Raw genomic sequence first — 22900 nt, forward strand, 5'->3', positions numbered from 1 at the left:
GGAACACGCCAGCCCGACCGAGGAGACCCTGCCCAACGCACGGCCTGCTTGACAACCGCCATTGAGACTCGTCCGGTAGGGCGCTCCACCTTGTCCCCGTCCGGGGAGGCTGGACGGTCTGACGACTGCCCGACGAGGAGATCCGCCTGCAAGCGCAGCCGGTGGCCGGTGGTATCAGCGATGCTGGCAATGCTCCATGCAGCCTGGCGGGCGCATGCGGTCATTGGCACACTGTCGCAGTGTCGGTTGCCCAGGAAGCCCGCCGTGCCGGGCATGCCCATCGTTTTCTGATCGCAGTCACGGCAAGCTGGCTCTCCTTGATGGCCTGCAACTACCTGGCATACCCGTTATACGACGCGCTGTCGCTGCTCGCTCTGCTGGTGATAGCCGCATGCTGGCTGTTGGCCGTGGGCGGTTCCGTGGCCGCTCTGGTCGCGCTGCTGCGCCGACGCGCGTACGGCTGGGCTGCCGGCGCCCTAGTCGTCGCCCTTGGGTCCGGGCTGGTCGTGGGGGCCACGAACTGGCAACGCACATACGTCGACAGCCAGTTCCGCCTGCACCGGAGCCAACTGGCTGAGCTGGCCGCAAGCCACCGAGCCGGCACGCTCCCGTCTGATGCCGTCTTGCCATGGCGGCTCAGGTATCTGTCCATCGACGGGCAGGCGCATCGGCGCGATGGCGCGCTGTATCTGCCGGTATGGCAGGACTGGCGAGCCGAGAGCGGAGTCGGTCTCGGGTACTTCCCGACCTCGCCGGGTCCGGACACGTTGATCGCTACCGCTGCCGGCGATAAAGGCCACCCCGTGCGGTATCTCGGAGACGGCTGGTGGTGGATCGCCTAGGTGTGGGCCATCCACGGGCCAGTAACCGTGGTGCCCAGCGGTCATGAGGGGGCACGACCGGCATCCGACTCTGCCGCCTGCCGCAGGCGTTTCGGGCATCGCGGTCGGTTGAGCACGCTCTTCCAAACTGCGGCTACGACCCGGCGCTGGGCCAAAACTCGTCGTCCTCCTCGTCCGGCGACGAAGGGGCGTACTGCCGCGGAGCGCCGTTGCGAATCATCCAGACGCGGAAGAACCAGTCCTCTTGGTCCATCACGAAGAGCTGCGCTGCGTTGGGGTTGTGCCAGGCAAGGGAACCGAAGTGGTCCACAACAGCAGCGAGGTCGGCATGGTTGAGCGCGCCGGCGTACACCTGGCATTCGGGGTTCTTGTGCCCGCCCCACTGACTGTTCGCGTCGGTGATCAGGCGCAGGTAGCCGCAGCCGCCCGGGCTCATGCCTACCTCACGACGGGGGCACTCCTTGTCGAGCCACTCGCTGAACGCCTCGGCGTTCAGGCGGTCCTGCGGGTACACCGACAGCATCACGTTGGCCACCCAGCTCACCACATCCCCCAATCCACGCCGAGACGGTACAGCCACCCGTACAGCCAAGACCACCCGCTGACACCGACGCGACCCGACAACGGCAGACGGGCTTACCAGGGAAGCAGGCACCTGGCCAGGCATCCGCGATCTTCTTCTAATCCCAAGGCCGTCGCCTGGTGGTCGGCGGTCCGCATCGAGTCCGCAAGAGGTTGGCGGACAGCGGACGAGTGGTGTGAGATGTCGAGAGGCGTTTCCGCTGCTAGACGCCCAGGTACCCAGGTCGACGGCGCGGGCAACTTGATCTCATAATCCCTTGGTCACCGTGCCATCCACGTGCCAGTAGCCCATACCCCCGACGGTCACCAGCGGGCACGAACGGTCCCCGCGTCCTGCGGCTGGCCTGCCCCACCAGGTCCTTGTCGGCCGTGATCTTCGACCTTCCAAACTGACGGTGCGGGTTCGATTCCCGTCGCCCGCTCCAACGGTCTCCGGCCCAGTCCAGAGGCTGCGTGCCCCGATTCCGGCACGACAAGTCGGGTACGAGGGCTCGGGTACGGAGAACCGCCGACGGGCCAGCTCCGCCACTGGCGCGTGCTCAGCGGTCCGCCATTCGGGCATCGCCCGCGTTGCTCGACATCACGGCCCACCTCCACCCAACGGCGCGTCTCATTGTCACAGGGCCAGGACCGGCAACGCCCTTACTGGGGCTCGACGCGTCCGACGCCAAGCCACTCGGGTGGCCAGCGAGCGCGTCGGCCGGTAGCCGGCGCGCTCAAGCGTTGCCTACGTACCGCCAGCCACTCGCGGCAGATCAGCGGACGGCGGGGCTGCGTACGATGCGAGGCCGGGCATCCCCTCGTCGGGTGGAGGTAGCGACGGATGTCAGGCCAGCAGGACGGATTCGCCCTCGGCGTCGATCTCGGCACCTCGAACACGGTGGCCGTGCTGCGCTGGCCGGACGGGCGTACCCGGCCGTTGCTCGTGGACGGGCAGCCGATCCTTCCCTCCGGTGTGTACGCCGAGGCCGACGGCCGCCTGCACGTCGGGCGGGACGCCCAGCGGCTCGCGCAGGCCGCCCCGGATCGGTACGAGCCGAACCCCAAGCGCCGGGTCGACGAGCCGCAGGTCGCGCTCGGCGACCGGCGGCACAGCCCGGCGGAGTTGCTGGGCGCGGTCCTGCGCACGGTCGGGGAGGCGGCGGTGGGCGCGGTCGGGTTCCTCCCGCCTGCGGTGGTCACCTGCCCGGCGACCTGGGACGCCGTACGAAGGCAGGTGCTGGCCGACGCGCTCGCGCTGGCCGGCTGGCCGCAGGCGGCCGAGCACACCATGTCCGGTCCCATCCCGCCGGGAACCCGGCTGCTGCGCGAGCCGGTGGCCGCCGCGCGCTACTACACGCAGGTGCTGCGGCGGCCGGTGCCGGTCGGCGACTGTGTGGCGGTCTTCGACTTCGGCGGTGGCACGCTGGACGTGGCGGTGGTCCGCAACGAGGGCGCCGACCCGTGGGGCGACTCCGGCTTCGCCGTGGTCTCCTGCGGCGGCCTGGCCGATCTGGGCGGGCTCGACCTCGACGCCGCCCTGCTGGCGCTGCTCGGCGCGCGGATCGGCGCCGCCCACGCGACGCAGTGGGCGCGGCTGGCCGAGCCGGTGAACGCCACCCAGTGGCGGGACCGGCTCCAGTTTGCCGAGAACGTGCGGGGCGCGAAGGAGATGCTCTCCCGCAGCACGCAGGCGCCGGTGGCCGTGCCGGGCATCGAGGTGGCCGTACCGCTGACCCGGGAGGAGTTGGAGCGGATCGCGACGCCGCTGCTGCGCCGGGCGGTCGCCGAGACGCGGCGGGTGGTCGCCGCCGCCGGGCTGACCCCGGAGCGGCTGGCCGGGCTGTTCCTGGTCGGCGGTTCGTCCCGGATCCCGCTCGTGGCGCGGCTGCTCCACGCCGAGCTGGGGATCGCGCCCACCGTGTTGGAACAGCCGGAGCTGCCGGTGGCCGAGGGCGCGTTGACCGACCTGCCGCTGCACCGGAACCAGCCGGCCGCGGCCCCGCTGCCGCTGGTTCCGGTCGGTGCCGGGCCGGGCGGCACACCGGACGCGGGCGTCGCGGCTGCCCGACCTGCCGGCACACTGCCGCTCGCTCCGGGAACGCCACCCGCCCACGCGGGCCGCATCCCGGCCGGGCCGGCCGGCACGCTGCCACTCGACCCGGGCACGCCGCCCTCCGTCGACCCGGCCATTCCGCAGCAGGCGGGGCCGTGGCCGGGCGTACCCGGATCGGGGGTGCCGGGCGTACCCCGGTCGGGCGTGCCAGGATCGCCGGCTGCGCCGGCCCGCGGCGACCGGCGACGACGGACGCTGTGGATCTCGCTCGCGGCGGTGGCGGCCCTCGCCGGGGTGACCACCGCGGCGGTCCTCTACCTGACCCGCGACCGGCATCCCGAGCTGGACTTCCACCCGCTCGACAAGGGGGTCCGGGTGGCGGCGGGCGAGCAGCGGCCGAGTGACATGTTCACCGCGATCGGGGGCGATCGGGCCTACCTGGCCTACCGGCGCGACGACCGTCGGCTGGCGGTGATCGCCGTGGACGCGACCACCCGCCGGGAGCTGTGGCGCGGGGAGAGCGCCGACCCCGCCGACCGGTGGCGTGGCATTGTCGCGCTGCCCGGCGCGGTGGCGCTCCTCGCGGATGGCTCGGGCAGCGATCCCGGACGGCTGGAGGTGCTCGACGCCACCTCCGGCAAGCCCCAGTGGCAGTACCCGGTGCGCAACGACGACGAAATCTTCGCCGGCGCCGAGGTGGTGGTCCTGGCCGACCGGACCGGCAAGCGGCTGGTCGGCTTCGACCTGCGCGACGGGAAGCAGCGGTGGTCGCGACTCGACCCGACCGACGAGTACGGCAACTCGCGGACCAGTGTGTACGCGGTGACCACCGAGGAGGACCTGGCCGGGCCGGGTTTAGTCGATGGTGCGCCGCGCGACCCGGCTCCGGTCCGGCGGCTCGTGCAGGTCAGCGCCGACCGCTCGGTGCGGGTGATCGACGTCAGCACCGGGAAGGTGCTGGGTCACCAGACCAACGTGGCCAGGCCGACCGACCTGGTCGCCGCCCACGAGGACCGGCTGTACGTGGTGGACGACAAGCTGCTGCTCGCGTACGACCTGGAGAGCCTGAAGCCGACGGTGCTCTACCGGTTCCCGGACGATCGGCGCCGGGCCAAGCGGCTGGTGCCCTGCGGCGAGCACCGGGCCTGCCTGCTGGAGATGGCGAACGTCGATGCGGAGACCGCGACGGTGGTGGCCGCGACCGAGGGGAAGGACGCGCAGCACTGGCCGGCGCCGGGCATGGACCAGTTGGTGCCGGTCGGCGCGCGGGTGCTGGCCGGGCGGACGTACCCGAAGCCGGCGGTCACCCTGTTCGGGCCGGACGGCCGGCGGGTGCTCGACGAGGAGGACGGGGTGGCCGTCCGGGTGAACGCCGGCAACCTGCTGCTCTTCGCGGATCGGCTGAGCAGCGGTGCGGACAACCGCAGCGTGGCCGGCGTGGGCGCGGCTTCCGGCAACGTGGTGCAGTTGGGCGGCCTGAGGGACGTACGCGGCGAATCCTGCTCGTGGAACACCGAGGTGATCGCCTGCGGTGCGGCGAAGGACTTCGTGCTGTACCGCTTCGTCGCCTGATCGCGCCGCGTCCCCTGGTGACGGGTCAGTGGCCGGTCACCCAACTCCAGGCCGCCATGACCCATTCGGTCTGCTGCAGGTAGGCGACGCCCACTCCGACCAGGAAGAGCGCGGTCACCAGGTGCGCGCCGCGGGCGCTGCGGCGTACCCGGCCGAGTTGCCGTTCCCAGACCAGCCGGCCGAGCAGCCGGGCGAGCGCGAAGAGGCCGGCCGACGTGAGCAGGCTGAGCCCGAAGGTGAGCAGTGGGGTGGTGAGGTTGCCCCGGCCGGAGATCGCCCAGATGCCCCAGCAGACGAAGGCGAACAGCGCGCCCGCGGCGCTCCACTCCCCGCCCCGGCGCAGCTGCGCCAGGTGCCAGCTCAGCGGGCGGCGCGGGGCGGGGCCACCGGACCAGTCGGCCGGTTCGGCGGTGGGGAACTGATCGGTCCGGGGCGTACGCGGCTGACCGACGGCGGCCACCCCGCGCCGGAACCCGTCCCGCTGCGGTGGCACCCCGACGCCGGACTGCGGCGGCACCTCCACGGTGCGCTCCGCCCACGGCTGTGTCTGGTCCGCCATCTGCTGCCTCCCCCTCGACCGACGCCGGGCACGGTACCGAGGGTAGCGAGCCGGCAAATGGGTAGCCGACCCCGAAGGCGATGGGTTACACACATCCGATGATCGACGCACTGGTGCCCCGGGCCGAGGACTTCGACGAGATCTCCGCACTGCTGGCGCTCGCCTTCGCGGGCGACCTCGATCCCGAGCTGTTGGAGGTCGACCGCGCCGTCTTCGAGCCGGAACGCTGCCTGCTGGTCCGCGACGGCGGGACCGCCGTGGCGCACGCCGGCGCGTACACCCGCGAGCTGACCGTGCCGGGCGCCGCCGTGCCCGCCGCGCACGTGACGATGGTCGGGGTCGCCCCCACCCACCGCCGCCGGGGCCTGCTCACCGGGCTGATGCGCCGGCAGCTGCGCGAGGTCCGCGACGCCGGCCGCGAACCGGTCGCGGTGCTCTGGGCCAGCGAGGGCCGGATCTACCCCCGGTTCGGCTACGGCCTGGCCGCGCAGCGGCTCACCCTGAGCTGCGACACCACCGAGCTGCGGCTGCCGGAACCGGCGTCCGCCGAGGGCACGCTCCGCCTGGACCGTCCGGCCGCGCACCAGGCCGAGCTGGCCCGGTTGTACGACCGGGTCCGCGCCGACCGTCCCGGCTGGTCCAGCCGGGACGAGCGCTGGTGGGCGTACGTGCTCGCCGACATCAAGGCCCGGCGGGGCGGCGCGACCGAGCGCCGGGTGCTGCTGCACGAGGGACCCGCCGGCCTCGACGGGTACGCGCTCTATCGAACGAAGGAGGAGTGGGGTCCGGGCGGCCCGCGCGGCGAGGTCCGGGTCGCCGAGGTGGTCGCGGCGAACCCGGACGCGTACCTCGCGTTGTGGCGGCTGCTGCTGTCGATCGACCTGACCCGGCGGCTGTCGTTCGGCCGGGCCGCCGTGGACGAGCCGCTGCTGTGGCTGGTGAACGAGCCGCGACAGCTCGGCGCTCACCTCGACGACGCCCTCTGGGTACGCCTCGTGGACGTCCCGGCCGCGCTGGCCGCCCGCCGGTACGCCACCGACGTCGACGTGGTCGTCGAGGTCACCGACGAACTGCTGCCGGAGAACACCGGCCGGTGGCGGCTGGTCGGCGGGCCGGCCGGGGCCGAGTGCACCGCCACCTCGGCGCCGGCCGGGCTCGCCTGCGACGTACGCGCCCTCGGCGAGCTCTACCTCGGCGGGGCCGGGCTGGGGGCGCTCGCCGCCGCCGGTCGGATCCGGGAACTCGTACCGGGGACGGTGGCCGCGGCCGGCCCGGCCCTCGGCTGGCACCGCGCCCCGGCCCCGATGGAGGTCTTCTGACGCCGGCCGGCCGGGCTCACCCCGGTGCCGGCCGGTCGCTCGGCCGTCGGGGCGGTACGGTCGAGCGATGGGTGATGCGGAGCGACGGCGGCGCCGGTTGCGGCACCACGGTGACGCCGGGCCGCCCGGCGACGAAGGCGCCTCCGGGCGGGCCGGCAGGCACGAGCCCGTCGGTGCCTTCGCGGAGGGGCCGACCGCGAGCACGCCAGCGGTGCACGACGACGACGGTTCCAGGTCGCGGCGTGGCGTCAGACGCGCCGAGCCGGAGTCGACAGAGCCCCGGGCACGCCGTACCGGGGCCGCCGAGGAGGGCGAGCGTGGGCTGCGCGGCCTGGTCGGTTCGGGCTCCTCGCAGGTGAGCGTGACCGCCGCGCTGCGGGCTCGGGACGCCGCCCGGCCGACCGACGCGGACCTGGCCGAGGCCGAGGCCCGCGTCGCGATCGTGCGCCGCAACTGGGTGCCCCGCGAGGAGTTGCCCCGCACCGGCCGATGACCGCCACCGGGCAGGCCCGGTGGGCGAGGGTGGCGTCAGGCGGGCAGGTCGGGCAGCTGACGGGTCTGCTCGTACGCGGCCACCTGGTCGATCCGGCGGGAGTGCCGGGGGTTGCCCGAGAAGGGCGTGGTCAAAAACGCCTCGACCAGGGCGGTCGCCTCGTCCAGGGTGTGCTGCCGGGCACCAACGGCGATGATGTTGGCGTCGTTGTGCTCCCGCGCCAGCTGAGCGGTGTCGATGTTCCAGGCGAGCGCCGCACGCACGCCGGCGATCTTGTTGGCCGCGATCTGCTCGCCGTTGCCGGAGCCGCCGATGACCACTCCGAGGCTGCCTGGGTCGTTGACCACCCGGTCGCCGGTGTGCAGGCAGAACGCCGGGTAGTCGTCGTCCGGGTCGTAGGCGTGCGGACCGACGTCGACCACCTCGTACCCCTGCTTGGCCAGGTGGTTGGCCAGGTGCCCCTTCAGCTCGAAACCGGCGTGATCAGATCCCAGGTAGACGCGCATACCGCGCAGTCTGTCAGGCCGGCCTCGGTGCCGGCGCGCGGGCGGCGGCACCGAGGCGGATTGTCACAGTGTCACCGGGTCAGCTCGGCGACGACCAGGCCGCCCCGCGCCTTGGGGGTGAACCAGGTGCTCTTGCGCGGCATCTTCTCCCGGGCCAGGTTGACCGCGACGAAGTCGTCCACGGTCACCGGGGCGATGAGGATCGCCAGTTCGGCCCGCCCGGCGTCGACCTCGCCGGTGAGCCAGCTCGCCGGGTAGTCGCCACCCACGTAGGTGATCCGCTTGTCGCCCGGGTCGAGGCCGAGCGCGTCGCGCAGCAGCAGCCGTTCGACGAGCGCGTGGTCCAGGTTCTCCAGCCGGCCGCCGTTGACGTGCGGCAGGGTGACCGCGTACCCCTGACCGGCGACGTGGAGGTGGACGGTGCCGCCGGTCGCCGGGACCTCGACCGGCCCTTCGACGGGGGTGACCTGCGCGCCGACGGCACGGAGCCGGTCGAGCAGCTCCGCCGGGGTGGTGGTCAGCTCGCCGACCAGCCGGTTGTAGGGCTGGATGGCGACCGAGGCCGGCGTGGTGATCACCGAGAGGAAGCGGGGCAGGCCGCCGGTCTGCGCGGCCAGGCTGCGGTGGTTGCCGTCCGCGACCACCAGCTCGCCGCCGCCCGCGAGGGCGGTCACCTCGTCCTGCTCGGGGCCCGGGCCGAGCAGCCAGATGGCGTGCGTCCGGCCGGCCTGGTCGACGTCGGTGGCGGCGGGTGCGCCGGCCGACTCGGTCGCCGCCGCGAGCGCCGCGTGCAGCTCGTCGCCGCGCCCGGTCTGGAGCAGCAATACGGGTGAGAGCAGGTGACCCAGCGCCTCGGCCAGGGCGACCCGCTCCCGCACCTTGGCGATGAAGACGTCCTCGTTGCGGATCACCAGGCCGGGCTCGTCGGCCCGGGTCGAGATCTGATCGGTGTCGACCATGGCGAAGAGGCCGCAGGCGGTTTCCTCCCCCGGCGCGCTGATCCGGTAGAGCACCACGACCTGCTCGGCCGGGGTGTAGCTGCCGTCCGCCTTGGCCTCGGCAAGCCGGGCCACCGCGTCGGGCAGCGCGTCAAGGAAGGACTTGCCGAGGCTGTCCGGTGCCCGGTGGGGCATCTCGATGCCCAGGGCACTGTGCGGGTTTGCCGCGACGATCGCGGTGATCTCCGCGTCGTCGGCGAACTCGTCGTAGTTCTGCGCGCCGGTGCCGCCAGTGGTGATCCAGGCCCGGGCGATCGGATGCACGACCGTCATGTTCGCTGACGCTACCCGCGCCGCCCACCCGCCAGCGCCGGACCCTCGCCGCTTCCACCTTATGAAAGGAGGGGCCCCTTCTTAACGCATTCGGTAGAGCAGGGGGCCCCGCTTAACAACCGGGTGAGGCGCTGCGCCCGGCGGTGGCGCTGCGGTGCCGGCCGGCGGCTGCCCGGCTGCCCGGTGCCGGGGTGGCCGGCCGGGCCACGGTGGACGCGGTGAGGCGTACGGTGGTCGCCCCCGGCGCCGGACGGCTGCCTGCGGCGCCGGACGGGCCGGTGCCGGTGGTCCGGGGCGGTAGGGCCGCGTCGGCGGGCGGGGTCAGCCGGGAGGTGGCCACCACCCGGGCCACCCCGACCACGATCGGCGGGGCGAGCAGGTCGACCATCTCCGCCGGCAGGGACGGTCGAACTGCGGGCCAGTCGCCGTCCGCCACGGACCAGTACGCCGCGCCGGAGTCATCGGTCGCCGTCTGCGGCGCCTCGTCGGGCATGAGGCGGTGCTTACTCATGGGATTGCCTCCAGGAGCTGCCGGGGTGCGGCCCGCACGGGCCGCCGGCTGGGACACCCGGTGAAACGAACCCCGCGCCGACCGGGTGACGCCGGCGGCACGGGGTTCGCGCCGTTAAGAAGGAGCCCCTGCTCCACCGGAGGCGTCAAGAAGGGGCCCTCCTTGCAAACTCAGTCGAAGACGGGGCCTAGTTCGCGGCTGCGCTTCAGCTCGTAGAAGCCGGGGGTGCCGGCGACCAGCAGGACGCCGTCCCACAGCCTGCCGGCGGCCTCGCCCTTGGGTGCCGGGGTGATCACCGGACCGAAGAAGGCGACCTTGTCGCCGTCCGGGCCGGGGGCGTGGATCACCGGGGTACCGACGTCGGTGCCGACCGGCCGCATGCCGGCCTCGTGGCTGACCCGCAGCGCGTCGTCGTACGCGGTGGATTCGGCGGCTTCGGCGAGCACCGGATCCAACCCGACGTCGGTGAGCGCCCCCACCAGCATCTCCCGGTCGAGCGGCTCCTTACCGAGGTGGATCCGGGTGCCCATGGCGGTGTAGAGCTTCGCCAGCGCCGCCGCGCCGTGCGCCTGCTCGACGGCGATGCAGACGCGGACCGGACCCCAGCCCTTCCGCATCAGGTCCTGGTACTTCTCGGGCAGGTCCCGGCCCTCGTTGAGCACGGAAAGGCTCATCACGTGGAAGCGGATGTCCATCTCTCGGACCTTCTCGACCTCCAGTAGCCAGCGGGAGGTGATCCACGCCCAGGGGCACAGCGGATCGAACCACATGTCCACGGCGGCACGTTCGGTCATGGTGAAATCCCTTCACGACTCTGCGCGCCGGATCTCCGGCGCCGTTTCCTCGATCCTCACCCCGACCGGCATCGACCGGCGCCGGAATGAGAGCGTGACCTCGGCCACCGAAGGGTGTCGGTGCATGGAAGACTCGGGTTCGTGCCGGCCGTCACGAGCGGGCCGGCGAGGCCGGTGCCGCAGGCGCGGCGATGAAGAGTGGGATGGAGACGACAGTGCCGGGAGTGCGCAACCTGACTCAGGTCGAGGCCACCGAGCGGGCCCGCCTGCTCGACGTGACCGGGTACGACATCAACCTTGACCTGTCCACCGCCGTGCAGGCCACCGGCCGCACATTCCGCTCGGTGACCGAGGTCCGGTTCCGGTGCGCCGAGCCCGGCGCGACCACCTTCATCGAGGCGGCGGCGGAGTCGGTGCGATCCGCGACGCTCAACGGGACGCCCGTCGACATCTCCGGCTGGTCGGCCGAGAAGGGCCTTACCCTGTCCGGCCTGGCGGCCGAGAACGTCCTCGTGGTGGACGCCGACTTCGCGTACTCGAACAGCGGCCAGGGGCTGCACCGCACGGTGGACCCGGTCGACGGCGAGACCTATCTCTACAGCCAGTTCGAGACGGCCGACGCGCAGCGGGTCTTCGCCTGCTTCGACCAGCCGGACCTGAAGAGCGTCTACACCTGGCACGCGACCGTCCCCGACCACTGGCGGGTCATCTCCAACATGCCGGTGGAGCGGGAGGAGCCGGCCGGCGAGGCGCTCAAGACCGTCCACTTCGCCGAGTCGGCGCGGATGAGCACCTACATCACCGCGCTGTGCGCCGGCCCGTACCACGAGGTGCGGGACAGCCACGACGGCATCGACCTGGGTGCCTTCTGCCGGGCGTCGATGGCACAGTACCTCGACTCGGACGACCTCTTCCTGATCACCAAGCAGGGCTTCGACTTCTTCCACGAGAAGTTCGGCGTCCGCTACCCGCTGCCCAAGTACGACCAGCTCTGGGTGCCGGACTTCAACGCCGGCGCGATGGAGAACTTCGGCTGCGTCACCCACGCCGAGTCGCACTACATCTTCCGGTCGCAGGTCACCGACTTCGAGTACGAGCAGCGCGCCAACACGATCCTGCACGAGATGGCGCACATGTGGTTCGGTGACCTGGTCACCATGCGCTGGTGGAACGACCTGTGGTTGAACGAGTCGTTCGCCGAGTGGGCCAGCCACTGGTGCAACACCCACGCCACCCGGTTCACCGAGGCGTGGACCACGTTCCTGTCGATCCGGAAGAACTGGGGCTACCGGCAGGACCAGCTCTCCTCCACCCACCCGGTCTACTGTGAGATGCCGGACCTGGAGGCGGTCGAGGTCAACTTCGACGGCATCACCTACGCCAAGGGCGCCAGCGTACTCAAGCAGCTCGTCGCGTACGTGGGCGAGGAGCCGTTCCTGGCCGGCCTGCGGGCATACTTCGCCAAGCACGCCTGGGGCAACGCCACCTTCGACGACCTGCTGTCGGAGCTGGAGGCGGCCTCCGGGCGGGAGCTGCGCAAGTTCGCCGCCCAGTGGCTGGAGACCGCGCAGGTCAACACGCTGCGTCCCGAGGTCACCATCGGGGCCGACGGCGCGTACGAGCAGGTGCTGGTCCGCCAGGAGGCGCCGGCCGGGCACCCGACGCTGCGTACCCACCGGATCGGCGTGGGCCTCTACGACCTGACCGACGGCCGGCTGGTCCGCCGGGAACGGGTCGAGGTGGACGTGACCGGCGAGGCGACCGAGCTGTCCGCGCTGCGCGGCAAGCCCGCCGCCGACGTGCTGCTGCTCAACGACGACGACCTCACGTACACCAAGCTGCGGCTGGACGAGCAGTCCATGGCGACCGTGGTGCAGCACATCGCCGGTTTCGAGTCGTCGCTGGCCCGGGCGTTGTGCTGGACCGCGGCCTGGGACATGACCCGGGACGCCGAGCTGTCGGCTCGGGACTATGTGGCGCTGGTGCTGGCCGGGCTGCCCGCGGAGACCGACATCAACCTGGTCACCGCCACCCTGCGCCAGGCGACCACCGCGCTCACCTTCTATGTCGACCCGGCGTGGGCGCCGACCGGCTGGGCCGAGCTGGCCCGCACCGCCAGGACGGCCCTCGCGGCGGCCGAGCCGGGCAGCGGCTTCCAGCTCGCCTGGGCCCGGGCGTACGCGTCGGCGGCCCGTTCCGACGAGGACCTGGCGGTCCTGCGCGGCTGGCTGGAGGGCGTCGAGGTGCCGGCCGGGCTGACCGTGGACACCGAGCTGCGCTGGACGGTCCTCCAGTCGCTGGCGGCCAACGGCGCCGCCGGGGCGGCCGAGGTGGACGCCGAGCTGGCCCGGGACCGCACCGCCAGCGGCGAGCGGGAGGCCGCGTACGCGTACACGCTGGTGCCGACGGCGGAGAACAAGGCGGCGGTCTGGGCGCAGCTCACCGGCGCGGAGGCGCTGCCGAACTGGCGCAACCGGGCGCTGCTGCAGGGGTTCACCCACCCGGCCCAGGTCGAGCTGGTGGCAACGTATCGGGAGAAGTACTTCGCCACGGTGGACCAGGTCTGGGCGAGCCGGGACAGCGAGCCGGCCCAGGAGTTCGCCCAGCTCGCCTACCCGGCGTACCTGGTCGACGAGGACACGGTGGCGGCCACCGACGCGTGGCTGGCGCAGGAGGGCCACCCGGCGCCGCTGCGCCGCTTGGTCGCCGAAGGCCGCGACGGCGTGACCCGCGCGCTGAAGGCCCGCGCCCGGGACGCCCGCACCGCCTGACCAGGGTCTGCGCCTGTTCAAGATCCGCGCAACTTCACCGAGGATGCTGCCTCGTCTCGCTGGGAGACAGCAGGATCCCCGAAGTTGCGCGGATCTTGCGGGCGAGGGGGAGGCTGAACAACGAGAAGCCCGCCCCGCGTAGTGCGCGGGGCGGGCTTCGTCGTACGGGAGAGGGCTCAGCCCTTGCCGGCGTGGGTGGCGAGCTGGTCGAGGCCCTGGATGATGCCACCGGCCAGGTCGCCGCCGCCGAAGGACGCCACCATGGAGAGCGCGGCGAGCTTGGCGTACGTGTCAGGAATGCGCTTGCGGGCGTACTTGCCGGTGACGATCTCCAGCTGCCGTTGGTTGGGCGACACCGCGATCAGCACGGACTTGTCCGGCTCGGCGAGCTGGCGGTGCAGCCGCTCGGTGTACGTCCGGATCGACTCGTCCTCGTCGAAATGGCCCACGTAGACCGAGAAGACCAGGCCGGTGCCCTGGTCGGCCAGGCGGAGCGCCTCGTCGATGCGGAGCAGCTGACGGGTCGAGAACGGCCCGTCCAGGACCTGGGGCGGGACTGCCGTACCCGTCTCGGCCTGCTTCTCACCAACGGTCACTTGCGCCTCCGGTTCCACCGGCCGGCGCTTCGCGGCCGGCCTGCTGCTGCTTGCGGCTGGTCAGCGCCGGCGCCTGCGCCCCGGCGGCCAGCGCGGTGCCGGCCGAGTCGGCCAGCTGCTCCGGACGGCCCAGGAACCAGACCGGAGTGAAATTGAAGGGTCGGCCCGGCCGGTAGCGCTTGTCGCCGCCACCGCCCTTGCGGCCACCGATGGCTGCCAGCCCGGCGATCACCAGCACCGCAGCCGCCGGGACGCCGACGAAGTACAGCAACGTGTCGGTAACAGACAATCCCAACGCCCCCAGGCGGAAAAGAGAGACCAGGAATGTTCGGGTCGGGTGGACGATCATGACGACGAGCGCCCGACTCAGCTTGTGCTGTTCACGTTAGCGGAGTCGGCCGCCCGCCAGATTGCGGGGTGCTGATCCCATCCGCCACAGCTGTGCTCCAGTTGCGCGGCAGTGGCCATCAATGTCCCGTCGTTGCCGTACCGGCCGGTGAGCAGCACCCCGACCGGCAGGCCGTCCCCCGTCCGACCAACCGGGAGCGAAACGGATGGATCGCCGGTCACGTTAAAAATGGCGCAGTACGGCGAAAAGCGACGCTGCCGGTCGAAGTCCTCGGCGGGTTCGAGCGCGGCGAACGCGCCCACCGACGCCTGCGGCGCGGCGAGGGTCGGGCAGAGCAGCAGGTCACAGCCGGCGGTGCGGTGCACGCCGCGGCGTACCTGGGCCTGGAGCTCGCCGAGGGCGGCCATCAGCTGGCCGGCGCCGACGGCCGCGGCCCGTGCCCGCAGGAACCGGGTGAGCGGCAGCAGCGCGTTCTCCCGCCCGGGCGGCACCGGGCTGAGCGCCAGCACGTACCAGATGGTCTCGAAGAGCGGCCACGCCTCGGGGCCGAGCGGCGCGGGCACGTCGACCACCTCGTGGCCGGCGGCGGTGAGCAGCATGGCGGCCCGGTCGACGGCGGCCACGCAGTCGGGGTGCACCGGCTCGTCGGCGAGCATCGGGGTGGTGAAACGGCCGATCCGCAGTCGGCCGGGAGCGGTGGCGCGGGCGGCGCCCAGGTAGCCGCCGGCGGGCGCGACCGGCGGCAGGTACGGCTCGCCGGGCACCGGCCGGGCCAGCACGTCGAGCAGCGCGGCCACGTCGCTGACGGTCCGCCCGAGGGGGCCGTTGGTGGGCAGCCCGAACGCGCCGAAGCCGAGCGGTCCGCCGGAGACGAGCCCCCGGCTGGGCTTGTAGCCGACCAGGCCGCAGAGCGAGGCCGGGATGCGCAGCGAGCCGCCGCCGTCGGAACCCTGCGCCACCGGCACCAGCCCGGCCGCCACGGCAGCCGCCGCGCCACCGCTGGAGCCACCCGCGGTGTACGCGAGGCCCCACGGGTTACGGGCGGGCGGCGCGACGAGGCCCTCGGAGTAGAGCGAACAGCCCAGCTCGGAGGTGGTGGTCTTGCCGAGGCTGATCAGCCCGGCGGCGGCCATGAACCGGACCACGTCGGCGTCCACCGGGGGCACGAATTCGGCGAAGGCGGCCGAGCCGAAGGTGGTGCGCACCCCAGCGGTCAGCGTCAGGTCCTTGATGGCGGTCGGTACGCCGTGCAGCGGCCCCCGCTCGTCCACGGGCACCGCGTCGGCGGCCCGGGCGGCTGCCCGCGCCCGCTCCGGGGTGACGGTGACGAACGCACCGACGGTGTCGCCGAGCGTGTCCACCCGGCGCAGGTGGTGCTCGACCAGTTCCACGCTGGACAGCTCGCCCCGGCGGATCGCGGCGGCCTGTTCCAGCGCGGTCAGGTCGTGCGGCTCGCCCATACCCCCATCCTGCCGTGCCGGGCCGCCGTGCGCGCGGCCCGACACGACCGTCAGCCCCGGCCGAGGAAGCGCAGGGCGTTGCGGGAGAGGAGCTTGTCGCGCTGGTCGGCGGTGAGGAAATCGGCCTTGCGGACCACCTGCCCGACCGGCCGCTCCCCCAACGGGTACGGGTAGTCACTGCCGAGCAGCACCCGGTCCTCGCCCATGGTGTCGACCAGCAGCCGCAGCGCGGCCGGTTCGAAGACCACCGAGTCGACGCAAAAACGGTCGACGTAGGAACTGGGCGGGGCGGTGGAGGCGCCGCGTACCAGGTCGCCGCGGCGGTGCCAGGCGTTGTCGGCGCGGCCCAGCCAGAACGGGAAGCTGCCGCCGCCGTGCGCGAAGCAGATCCGCAGCGTCTCCGGCACCTGGTCGAAGACGCCGCCGAGGATGAGCGCCAGCACCGACAGGTGGGTCTCGGCCGGCATCCCGGTCAGCCAGCGGGCCATCCAGCGGTCCAGTCGCGGCCCGCCCGGCATGTCCCACGGGTGCACGAAGACCGGCGCGCCCACCTGCGCGCAGTGGGTCAGGAACTGCACGACGCCGGCGTCGTCGAGGTCGCGGTCGCCGACGTGGTTGCCGATCTCCACCCCGGCGTGGCCGGCCGCGAGGCAGCGGTCGAGCTCGGCGCAGGCCAGGTCCGCATCCTGCAACGGCACCTGGCAGAACGGCACCAGCCGGTCGCCGCCGGCGGCGGTGACCTCCAGGGTGAGGTCGTTGAAGATCCGGGCCACCCTGACCGCCTGCTCGGCCGGGCGGTCGTAGCTGAAGAAGACCGGGGTGGGCGACACGACCTGCACGTCGACACCGTCGGCGGCCATGTCAGCCAGCCGGGTCTCCGCGTCCCAGCACTGCGCGCCGATCGGCCGGAACTCCGTCTCCCCCACCATGATCATGGCCGCGCGCTCGGAATCGACCCGCAGCCAGGGCCAGCCGGACCCACCGCACGCCGCGGCGAGGTCCGGCCACCCCTTCGGTACGACGTGCGTGTGCACGTCCACGACAGGTGACACCGTCAGCCCTTGCCCGGGTGCAGCGCGCCGCAGTTGGTGCAGGTCCGGGCCTTCTCGTCGGCATAGAACGCCTGGAAGACCGGGGGCAGGTCGGCGGCGATGTCCCGGACCTGGAGCTCCACCTCGTGCACCTGGTGGCTGCACTCAAGGCAGTACCACTGGAACTTCTCCAGCGTGCCCTCCTCGCGTACCCGCTCGATCACCATGCCGATCGAGCCGGCCTCCGGCCGCTGCGGGGAGTGCGGGGTGTTGCGCGGCAGCATCCACATCTGCCCCTCGCGGATGTGCACCGTACGTGGGCCCTCCGGGAGCATCAGGTTGACGTGCATGTTGCCCTTGACCTGGTAGAAGAACTCCTCGTACGGGTCGACGTGGAAGTCGGTCCGCTGGTTGGGGCCGCCCACCACCATCACGATGAAGTCGTCGCTGCCGGGCAGCATCTCCTTGTTGCCCACCGGCGGCTTCAGCAGGTGCTGGTTCTCCCCGATCCAGCCCTGGAAGCTGAACGGCTCGGCGATCTCACTCACGATTGACCTCCCGACGGTAGTAGGGCCACGGCCTGCATCTCGATCAGCAGGTGCGGATGCGGCAGCTGGTGCACGGCCACCGTGGTCCGGGTCGGCCCGGTGGCGTCGAAGAACTCCGCCCACACCTCGTTGTATCCACCGAAGTCGTTCATGTTGACCAGGTAGCTGGTCACCTGGACCAGGTCGGCCAGGTCAGCCCCGGCCGACCGCAGCAGATCACGGATGTTCTCGATCACTGCCCGGGTCTGCGCCCGGATGTCGAGGTCGGTCGTGCCGAACTCGTCCACCTCGACGCCGGCGAAGGTGTTGTCCGGCCGCCGGGACGACGTACCCGAGACGAAGACGAACCCGCCGGCCACCTTGACGTGCGGGAACGCGCCGCGCGGCACGGCCTTCCCGGCCACCACCCGGGCGGTCGGGCTGTCCTCGGTTCGCGACTGCGGGGCTCGCAAGATCGGCTCACTCCTCGCGCTCACGCCGCGGCCCGGAGCGATGCGGTGCCGAGCTTCTCGACGACGGCCCGGACGTGGGCGCCGGGACGCAGCGGAACGGCGGCGGTCGCGGCGCCGGCCAGGAAGACCCAGCCCTCGCGCAGCCGCACGCCGTGCCGACCGGCCAGCCGGAGCCCCTCGTCCAGCGCCCGGCGCGGGTCACCGAGGATCGCCGCGGTCGACCCGACCTGCGCCACCCGACCGTCGATCTCCAGCAGCACGCCGAGGTTCTCCAGCCCCGCCGGCACCGGCGACCAGGGCCCGACCACGAACGCGGCGGCCGAGGTGTTGTCGGCGATGACGTCCGGCAGGGAGAAGGTGAAGTTGGCGTACCGGGAGTCGATCAGCTCGAGCGCCGGGGCGACCGCGCGGACCGCGTCGGCGAACACGCCGACCGGCTCGCCGGGCTCGGGAAGGCGGTCCAGCAGGAACGCCACCTCCGGCTCGACCCGGGGGTGAATGAAGTCGGCGACGTCGACGGTGCCGCCGTCGGGGACCCGCATCGCGTCGGTGAGCCGGCCCCAGATCACCTCGTCCACCCCGACCTGGGCCATCTTCGCCTTGCTGGTCAGCCCCATCTTCAGCCCGACCAGTCGCTCGCCTCGGTCGAGGCGGCGCTGCAACAGCGCGGTCTGCACCGCGTACGCGGCGTCGACGTCGAGGCCGGTCTCGGCGGCGAGTTGCGGGATCGCGGCGGCCGTGTCGGCGGCCGTGCCCAGCTTCTCGGCGATCCCCGCGATATCCGGCCCGATCATGAGTTCTCCTTGCTCGCGAGGTCCAGCGCCACGTCGACGATCATGTCCTCCTGGCCGCCGACCATCCGCCGCCGGCCCAGCTCCACCAGGATCGAACGGACGTCCACCCCGTACTTCGCGGACGCGCGCTCGGCGTGCCGCAGGAAGCTGGAGTAGACCCCCGCGTACCCGAGGGAGAGCGTCTCCCGGTCCACCTGGACCGGCCGGTCCTGGAGCGGGCGGACGATGTCGTCGGCGGCGTCCATCAACGCGAACACGTCACAGCCGTGCTTCCAGCCGTGCAGTTCGGCGACCGCGACGAAGACCTCCAGCGGGGCGTTCCCGGCGCCCGCGCCCATCCCGGCCAGGGAGGCGTCCACCCGGACGGTCCGGCCGTGCGGGGCGTCCGGGCCGGCCGGGGCGGAGCCGATGATCCGGCCGTGCTCGACGGCGACCACGCTGTTGGCCACCCCGAGCGACAGGTTGTGGTGGGCGTGGATGCCGATCTGCGTCTCCGGCGCGAGGACCTGCCGGTACGCGTCGATCCGCTCGGCCACGTCGGACATCAGCAGCCGGCCGCCCGAGTCGGTGACGTAGACGCAGTGCGCCCCGTACGACTCCATCAGCTTGGCCTGGGCGGCCAGCCCAGCCGGGTCGTTCATGTGCGACATCATCAGGAACCCGGAGACGTCCATGCCGTTCTCGCGGGCCCAGGAGATGTGCTGGGCGGAGATGTCCGCCTCGGTGCAGTGGGTGGCGATCCGGACGCTGGTCACCCCGAGCGCCTTGGCCGCCTTCAGGTCGGCGATCGTGCCGATGCCGGGCAGCAGCAGGGTGGTGAGCTTCGCGTTGGTCAGCTCCTCGGCGGCGGCCGAGATCCAGTCGGCGTCGCCGGCCGCGCCGTGCCCGTAGTTGACGCTGGAGCCGGCCAGGCCGTCGCCGTGCGCCACCTCGATCGCGGCCACCCCGGCCGCGTCGAGCGCGGCGGCGATGGTCCGTACCTGGTCCACGGTGTACCGGTGCGCGATGGCGTGCATGCCGTCCCGCAACGTCACGTCCTGGATGTAGAGATCGGTCATCGGGCCGCCTCCGTCGTGGTCGAGCGCCGCAGGGCCACCAGCCGCTCCGCGGTGCGCAGCGCGGCCGAGGTCATGATGTCCAGGTTCCCGGCGTACGCGGGCAGGTAGTGCCCGGCGCCGGAGACCTCCAGGAAGACCGAGACCTGAAGCCCGGTGAACGGCCGCCCCAACGCCGGCACGTACGCCTCGACCCGGTCGAACTGCACGTCCTGCTTGAGCCGGTAGCCCGGGACGTACTCCTGCACGGTCTTGACCATGTCGGCCACCGAGGCGGCAACCGCGGCCCGGTCGGCGTCGGCGTCCGGGCAGAGGCAGTAGACCGTGTCGCGCATCAGCAGCGGCGGGTCGGCCGGGTTCAGCACGATGATCGCCTTGCCGCGCTCGGCGCCGCCGACCACCTCGATCGCCCGCGCGGTGGTCTCGGTGAACTCGTCGATGTTGGCCCGGGTGCCGGGCCCGGCCGACTTCGAGGCGATCGAGGCGACGATCTCCCCATACGCGACCGGGGTGACCCGGCCGACGGCGTGCACGATCGGCACGGTGGCCTGCCCGCCGCAGGTCACCATGTTGACGTTCGTTTCATGCAGGTGCTCGTCGAGGTTGACCGGGGGCACCACGTACGGGCCGATGGCCGCCGGGGTGAGGTCGACCACGGTCCGGCCGTGTGCCCGCAGCACCTCGTCGTGGCGCCGGTGCGCGCCGGCCGAGGTGGCGTCGAAGACCAGCTCGACGTCGGCGAACTCGGGCAACGCCACCAGGCCGTCCACGCCGTCGGCGGTGGTCGCCACCCCGAGCCGCCGGGCCCGGGCCAGGCCGTCGGAGGCCGGGTCGATGCCGGCCATCGCCACCATGCGCAGGCTGTCACTCAGCCGCAACACCTTGATCATCAGGTCGGTGCCGATGTTGCCCGACCCGAGCACCGCCACCCCGACTGTCATGCTGAGTCCCTCTCCGTTCGCGACTGCGGGGCTCGCAGGCTCACTCCTCGCGCTCACGAGACCCCCTCGGATGACGAGAAACAGGTACGCACCGAGCCGAGCCCGGAGATCCGCGCCTCGTACGCCGCGCCGGGGGTGACCGGCACCATCGGGCCGAGCGCCCCGGAGAGCACCACGTCCCCGGCGCGCAGCGGGTCACCGGCGCGGGCCATCGTCGCGGCCAGCCATTGCAGCGCGTGCAGCGGGTTGCCGAGGCAGGCCGCCCCGGCGCCGACCGACACCGGCTCACCGGCGCGCTCCAGCACCATTCCGCACAGCCGCAGGTCCACCTCGGCCAGCCGGCGTGGCGCGGTGCCGAGCACGAACAGCCCACTGGAGGCGTTGTCCGCGATGGTGTCCACGATGGAGATGTCCCAGCCGGCGACCCGCGAGTCGACGATCTCGATGGCCGGCAGCACGTGGTCGACGGCCCGGACCAGGTCGACGGTGGTGACCCGCTCGTCGGGCAGGTCCGCGCCGAGCACGAAGGCGATCTCCGCCTCCACCCGGGGCTGGAGCAGCCGGCCCATCGGCACCTCGACGCCGTCGCCGACCGCCATGTCGTCGAAGAGCACCCCGAAATCCGGTTGGAAGACGCCGAAGCTCTCCTGCACCGCCCGGGAGGTGAGGCCGATCTTCGCGCCCACCCGGCGGTGGCCCTTGCCGAGCCGCTGCCGGGTGTAGACCTGCTGCACCTGGTAGGCGGCTTCGATGTCGCCCTCCGGCAGCAGCCGCCCCCGCAGGGGCGGGCAGGGCTTCTCCTCCTGCCGGGCGACGGCAAGTTCCCGGTTGGCGGCCTCGATGTCGACGGTGGTCATCCCCGCTCCTCGCTGCGCTCGCTGACGGCCCAGTGCATTCTGCCCGCCGCGTGTCCGTCGCCCGCTCATGAGAGGTCCACGCAGACGTTGGTGAGCTCGGAGTAGAAGTCGAGCGAGTGGACCCCGCCCTCCCGGCCGATGCCGGACGCCTTCACCCCGCCGAACGGGGTGCGCAGGTCGCGTAGGAACCAGGTGTTCACCCAGACGATGCCGGCGTCCAGCCGCGACCCGGCCCGGTGCGCCCGGCCCACATCCCGGGTCCACACCGTCGCCGCCAGGCCGTAGTCGGTGCCGTTGGCCAGCGCGTACGCCTCGTCCTCGTCGTCGAAGGGGGCGACGTGGACAACCGGGCCGAAGATCTCCTCCCGGTTGGTGCGGGCGTCCGGCCCGAGCCCGGTCAGCACCGTCGGCTGCACGTACGCGCCGCCGTCGCGGGCGTCGCCGAAGCGGGGCACCCCGCCGCCGGCGCGCACCTCGGCGCCCTCGGTGCGGGCCAGGTCGTAGTGGCCGAGCACCTTGTCCCGGTGGGTGTGCGAGATCAGCGGCATGTTGACCGTGGCCTCGTCGGCCGGCCAGCCGTACGCCAGTTCGTCGGCGCGCTTGGCCAGCCGGGCGGTGAACTCCTCGAAAACCGGCCGCTGGACGTAGATCCGCTCGGTGCAGAGGCAGACCTGACCGCCGTTGGTGAAGCTGGACCGCACCGACCCGGCGACCGCCGCGTCCAGGTCGGCGTCGGCGAAGACCAGGCCGGCATTCTTGCCGCCCAGCTCGAAGCTGACCGCCTTCACCCCGTCCGCCGCGGCCCGCATGATGGCGCTGCCGGTGGCGGACTCCCCGGTGAAGGTGATCGCGTCCACGCCGGGGTGCCGGGTGAGGAACTCGCCGGCCGAGTCGGGGCCGAAGCCATGCACCAGATTGAAGACACCCTCCGGTACGCCGGCGGCGGCCATCACCTCGGCGAGCAGGGTGGCCGAGGCCGGGGTCTCCTCGCTGGGCTTGACCACCACCGCGTTGCCGCAGGCCAGGGCGGGGGCGACCTTCCAGGTGAGCAGGAGCAGCGGCAGGTTCCACGGCACGATCACCGCGACCACGCCGACCGGCTTGCGGACCGCGTAGTTCAGCGCCCGGCCGCCGGTCGGGGTAACCGTGGTGAACGACTCGGTCGGGGCGGTCGCCACGATCTCGGCGAACGCCCGGAAGTTAGCCGCGCCGCGCGGGATGTCCAGCGTACGGGCCTGGGAGATGCTCTTGCCGGTGTCGGCGACCTCGGCGGCGACCAGGTCGTCGAAACGCCGTTCCAGCTCGTCGGCGACCCGGCGCAGCACCTCGGCGCGCTCCCGCTCCCCCATCCGGCCCCACGGGCCGCGCAGCGCCGCCCGGGCAGCGGCTACCGCGTCGTCCACGACGGATGCGGAGGCCTCGACCACCTCGAAGACCGGCTCGCCGGTCACCGGGCTGCGCTTGGTGAACCGCGGACCGGCGTCCACAAAGGAACCGCCGACGAAGTTGCGCAGCAGGACAGGTCCGTCCGGCGCGCGCCCGGCCATCAGCCGGGGATCCCA

22 protein-coding genes are annotated in these 22900 nt (G+C 72.6%); 5 read left to right on the plus strand and 17 right to left on the minus strand.

Features of this window, described 5'->3' with window-relative positions; all coding sequences use genetic code 11:
• Positions 1–239 precede the first annotated feature (239 nt).
• Positions 240–842, plus strand: coding sequence for a hypothetical protein (locus AB0C02_RS16925; protein WP_357549076.1), 603 nt, complete (start codon positions 240–242; stop codon positions 840–842).
• A 133-nt stretch (positions 843–975) separates the two neighbouring features.
• On the opposite strand, the gene AB0C02_RS16930 is transcribed toward AB0C02_RS16925, so the two are convergent.
• Positions 976–1377 (minus strand): squamosa promoter-binding protein 15, encoded by a 402-nt coding sequence (locus tag AB0C02_RS16930; protein ID WP_357549077.1) that lies wholly within the window; start codon positions 1375–1377, stop codon positions 976–978.
• An 870-nt stretch (positions 1378–2247) separates the two neighbouring features.
• Between AB0C02_RS16930 and AB0C02_RS16935 the strand changes: the two genes are divergently transcribed.
• Positions 2248–5031 (plus strand): Hsp70 family protein, encoded by a 2784-nt coding sequence (locus AB0C02_RS16935; RefSeq protein WP_357549078.1) that lies wholly within the window; start codon positions 2248–2250, stop codon positions 5029–5031.
• Positions 5032–5056: 25 nt separating this feature from the next.
• Here the strand turns inward: AB0C02_RS16935 and AB0C02_RS16940 are convergent, their stop codons facing one another.
• Entirely contained in the window at positions 5057–5590 is a 534-nt protein-coding gene (locus AB0C02_RS16940; RefSeq protein ID WP_357549079.1) for a hypothetical protein, read from the minus strand.
• 98 nt (positions 5591–5688) lie between these two features.
• On the opposite strand from AB0C02_RS16940, the gene AB0C02_RS16945 reads away from it, so the two are divergent.
• Together AB0C02_RS16945 and AB0C02_RS16950 are read left to right on the plus strand one after the other, a co-directional pair.
• Positions 5689–6909, plus strand: coding sequence for a GNAT family N-acetyltransferase (locus AB0C02_RS16945; protein ID WP_357549080.1), 1221 nt, complete (start codon positions 5689–5691; stop codon positions 6907–6909).
• Between the two features lie 67 nt (positions 6910–6976).
• Positions 6977–7402 (plus strand): hypothetical protein, encoded by a 426-nt coding sequence (locus AB0C02_RS16950; RefSeq protein WP_357549081.1) that lies wholly within the window; start codon positions 6977–6979, stop codon positions 7400–7402.
• A 35-nt stretch (positions 7403–7437) separates the two neighbouring features.
• Here AB0C02_RS16950 and AB0C02_RS16955 read toward each other — a convergent pair whose 3' ends face one another.
• From AB0C02_RS16955 to AB0C02_RS16970, 4 genes are all read right to left on the minus strand, one after another.
• Entirely contained in the window at positions 7438–7908 is a 471-nt protein-coding gene (locus tag AB0C02_RS16955; protein WP_357549082.1) for a ribose-5-phosphate isomerase, read from the minus strand.
• Positions 7909–7979: 71 nt separating this feature from the next.
• Entirely contained in the window at positions 7980–9179 is a 1200-nt protein-coding gene (locus AB0C02_RS16960; protein ID WP_357549083.1) for a DUF1015 family protein, read from the minus strand.
• A 112-nt stretch (positions 9180–9291) separates the two neighbouring features.
• Positions 9292–9690: a hypothetical protein gene (locus AB0C02_RS16965; RefSeq protein ID WP_357549084.1), complete on the minus strand. Its 399-nt coding sequence runs from the start codon at positions 9688–9690 to the stop codon at positions 9292–9294.
• Positions 9691–9860: 170 nt separating this feature from the next.
• A complete protein-coding gene (locus AB0C02_RS16970; RefSeq protein ID WP_357549085.1) occupies positions 9861–10484 on the minus strand; it encodes a disulfide bond formation protein DsbA in 624 nt (207 codons plus the stop codon).
• A gap of 224 nt (positions 10485–10708) precedes the next feature.
• On the opposite strand from AB0C02_RS16970, the gene pepN reads away from it, so the two are divergent.
• A complete protein-coding gene (pepN, locus tag AB0C02_RS16975; protein ID WP_357549200.1) occupies positions 10709–13255 on the plus strand; it encodes an aminopeptidase N in 2547 nt (848 codons plus the stop codon).
• A gap of 176 nt (positions 13256–13431) precedes the next feature.
• Here the strand turns inward: pepN and AB0C02_RS16980 are convergent, their stop codons facing one another.
• The 11 genes from AB0C02_RS16980 to AB0C02_RS17030 form a co-directional block, all read right to left on the minus strand.
• On the minus strand, positions 13432–13851 hold the full coding sequence (locus AB0C02_RS16980; RefSeq protein ID WP_357549086.1) for a DUF5130 family protein: 420 nt from the start codon (positions 13849–13851) through the stop codon (positions 13432–13434).
• Positions 13838–14122 carry a hypothetical protein gene (locus AB0C02_RS16985; RefSeq protein ID WP_357549201.1) on the minus strand — a complete coding sequence of 95 codons (285 nt, stop codon included), beginning with the start codon at positions 14120–14122 and terminating at the stop codon, positions 13838–13840. The genes AB0C02_RS16980 and AB0C02_RS16985 overlap by 14 nt, the downstream gene beginning before the upstream one ends.
• Positions 14123–14217: 95 nt before the next feature.
• Entirely contained in the window at positions 14218–15660 is a 1443-nt protein-coding gene (locus AB0C02_RS16990) for an amidase (protein WP_357549087.1), read from the minus strand.
• A 50-nt stretch (positions 15661–15710) separates the two neighbouring features.
• Positions 15711–16745, minus strand: coding sequence for an amidohydrolase family protein (locus AB0C02_RS16995; RefSeq protein WP_357549202.1), 1035 nt, complete (start codon positions 16743–16745; stop codon positions 15711–15713).
• Positions 16715–17239 (minus strand): 3-hydroxyanthranilate 3,4-dioxygenase, encoded by a 525-nt coding sequence (locus AB0C02_RS17000; protein ID WP_357549088.1) that lies wholly within the window; start codon positions 17237–17239, stop codon positions 16715–16717. Before AB0C02_RS17000 ends, AB0C02_RS16995 begins: the two co-directional genes overlap by 31 nt.
• A complete protein-coding gene (locus AB0C02_RS17005; protein ID WP_357549089.1) occupies positions 17236–17691 on the minus strand; it encodes a RidA family protein in 456 nt (151 codons plus the stop codon). Before AB0C02_RS17005 ends, AB0C02_RS17000 begins: the two co-directional genes overlap by 4 nt.
• 20 nt (positions 17692–17711) lie before the next feature.
• Complete coding sequence (locus tag AB0C02_RS17010; protein ID WP_357549090.1) at positions 17712–18485, minus strand: fumarylacetoacetate hydrolase family protein; 774 nt, start codon at positions 18483–18485, stop codon at positions 17712–17714.
• The gene (dmpG, locus tag AB0C02_RS17015; protein ID WP_357549091.1) at positions 18482–19543 is read right to left on the minus strand and encodes a 4-hydroxy-2-oxovalerate aldolase; all 1062 of its coding nucleotides are present in this window, start codon (positions 19541–19543) and stop codon (positions 18482–18484) included. The genes AB0C02_RS17010 and dmpG overlap by 4 nt, the downstream gene beginning before the upstream one ends.
• The gene (locus AB0C02_RS17020) at positions 19540–20481 is read right to left on the minus strand and encodes an acetaldehyde dehydrogenase (acetylating) (RefSeq protein ID WP_357549092.1); all 942 of its coding nucleotides are present in this window, start codon (positions 20479–20481) and stop codon (positions 19540–19542) included. Before AB0C02_RS17020 ends, dmpG begins: the two co-directional genes overlap by 4 nt.
• Before the next feature lie 53 nt (positions 20482–20534).
• The gene (locus AB0C02_RS17025; protein WP_357549093.1) at positions 20535–21338 is read right to left on the minus strand and encodes a fumarylacetoacetate hydrolase family protein; all 804 of its coding nucleotides are present in this window, start codon (positions 21336–21338) and stop codon (positions 20535–20537) included.
• A gap of 65 nt (positions 21339–21403) precedes the next feature.
• Positions 21404–22885 carry a 2-hydroxymuconic semialdehyde dehydrogenase gene (locus tag AB0C02_RS17030; RefSeq protein WP_357549203.1) on the minus strand — a complete coding sequence of 494 codons (1482 nt, stop codon included), beginning with the start codon at positions 22883–22885 and terminating at the stop codon, positions 21404–21406.
• Positions 22886–22900: the final 15 nt, after the last annotated feature.

Origin of the sequence: Micromonospora sp. NPDC048999 (assembly GCF_040649295.1) — a bacterium.
In the GTDB taxonomy this organism is placed as follows: Bacteria; Actinomycetota; Actinomycetes; order Mycobacteriales; family Micromonosporaceae; genus Micromonospora.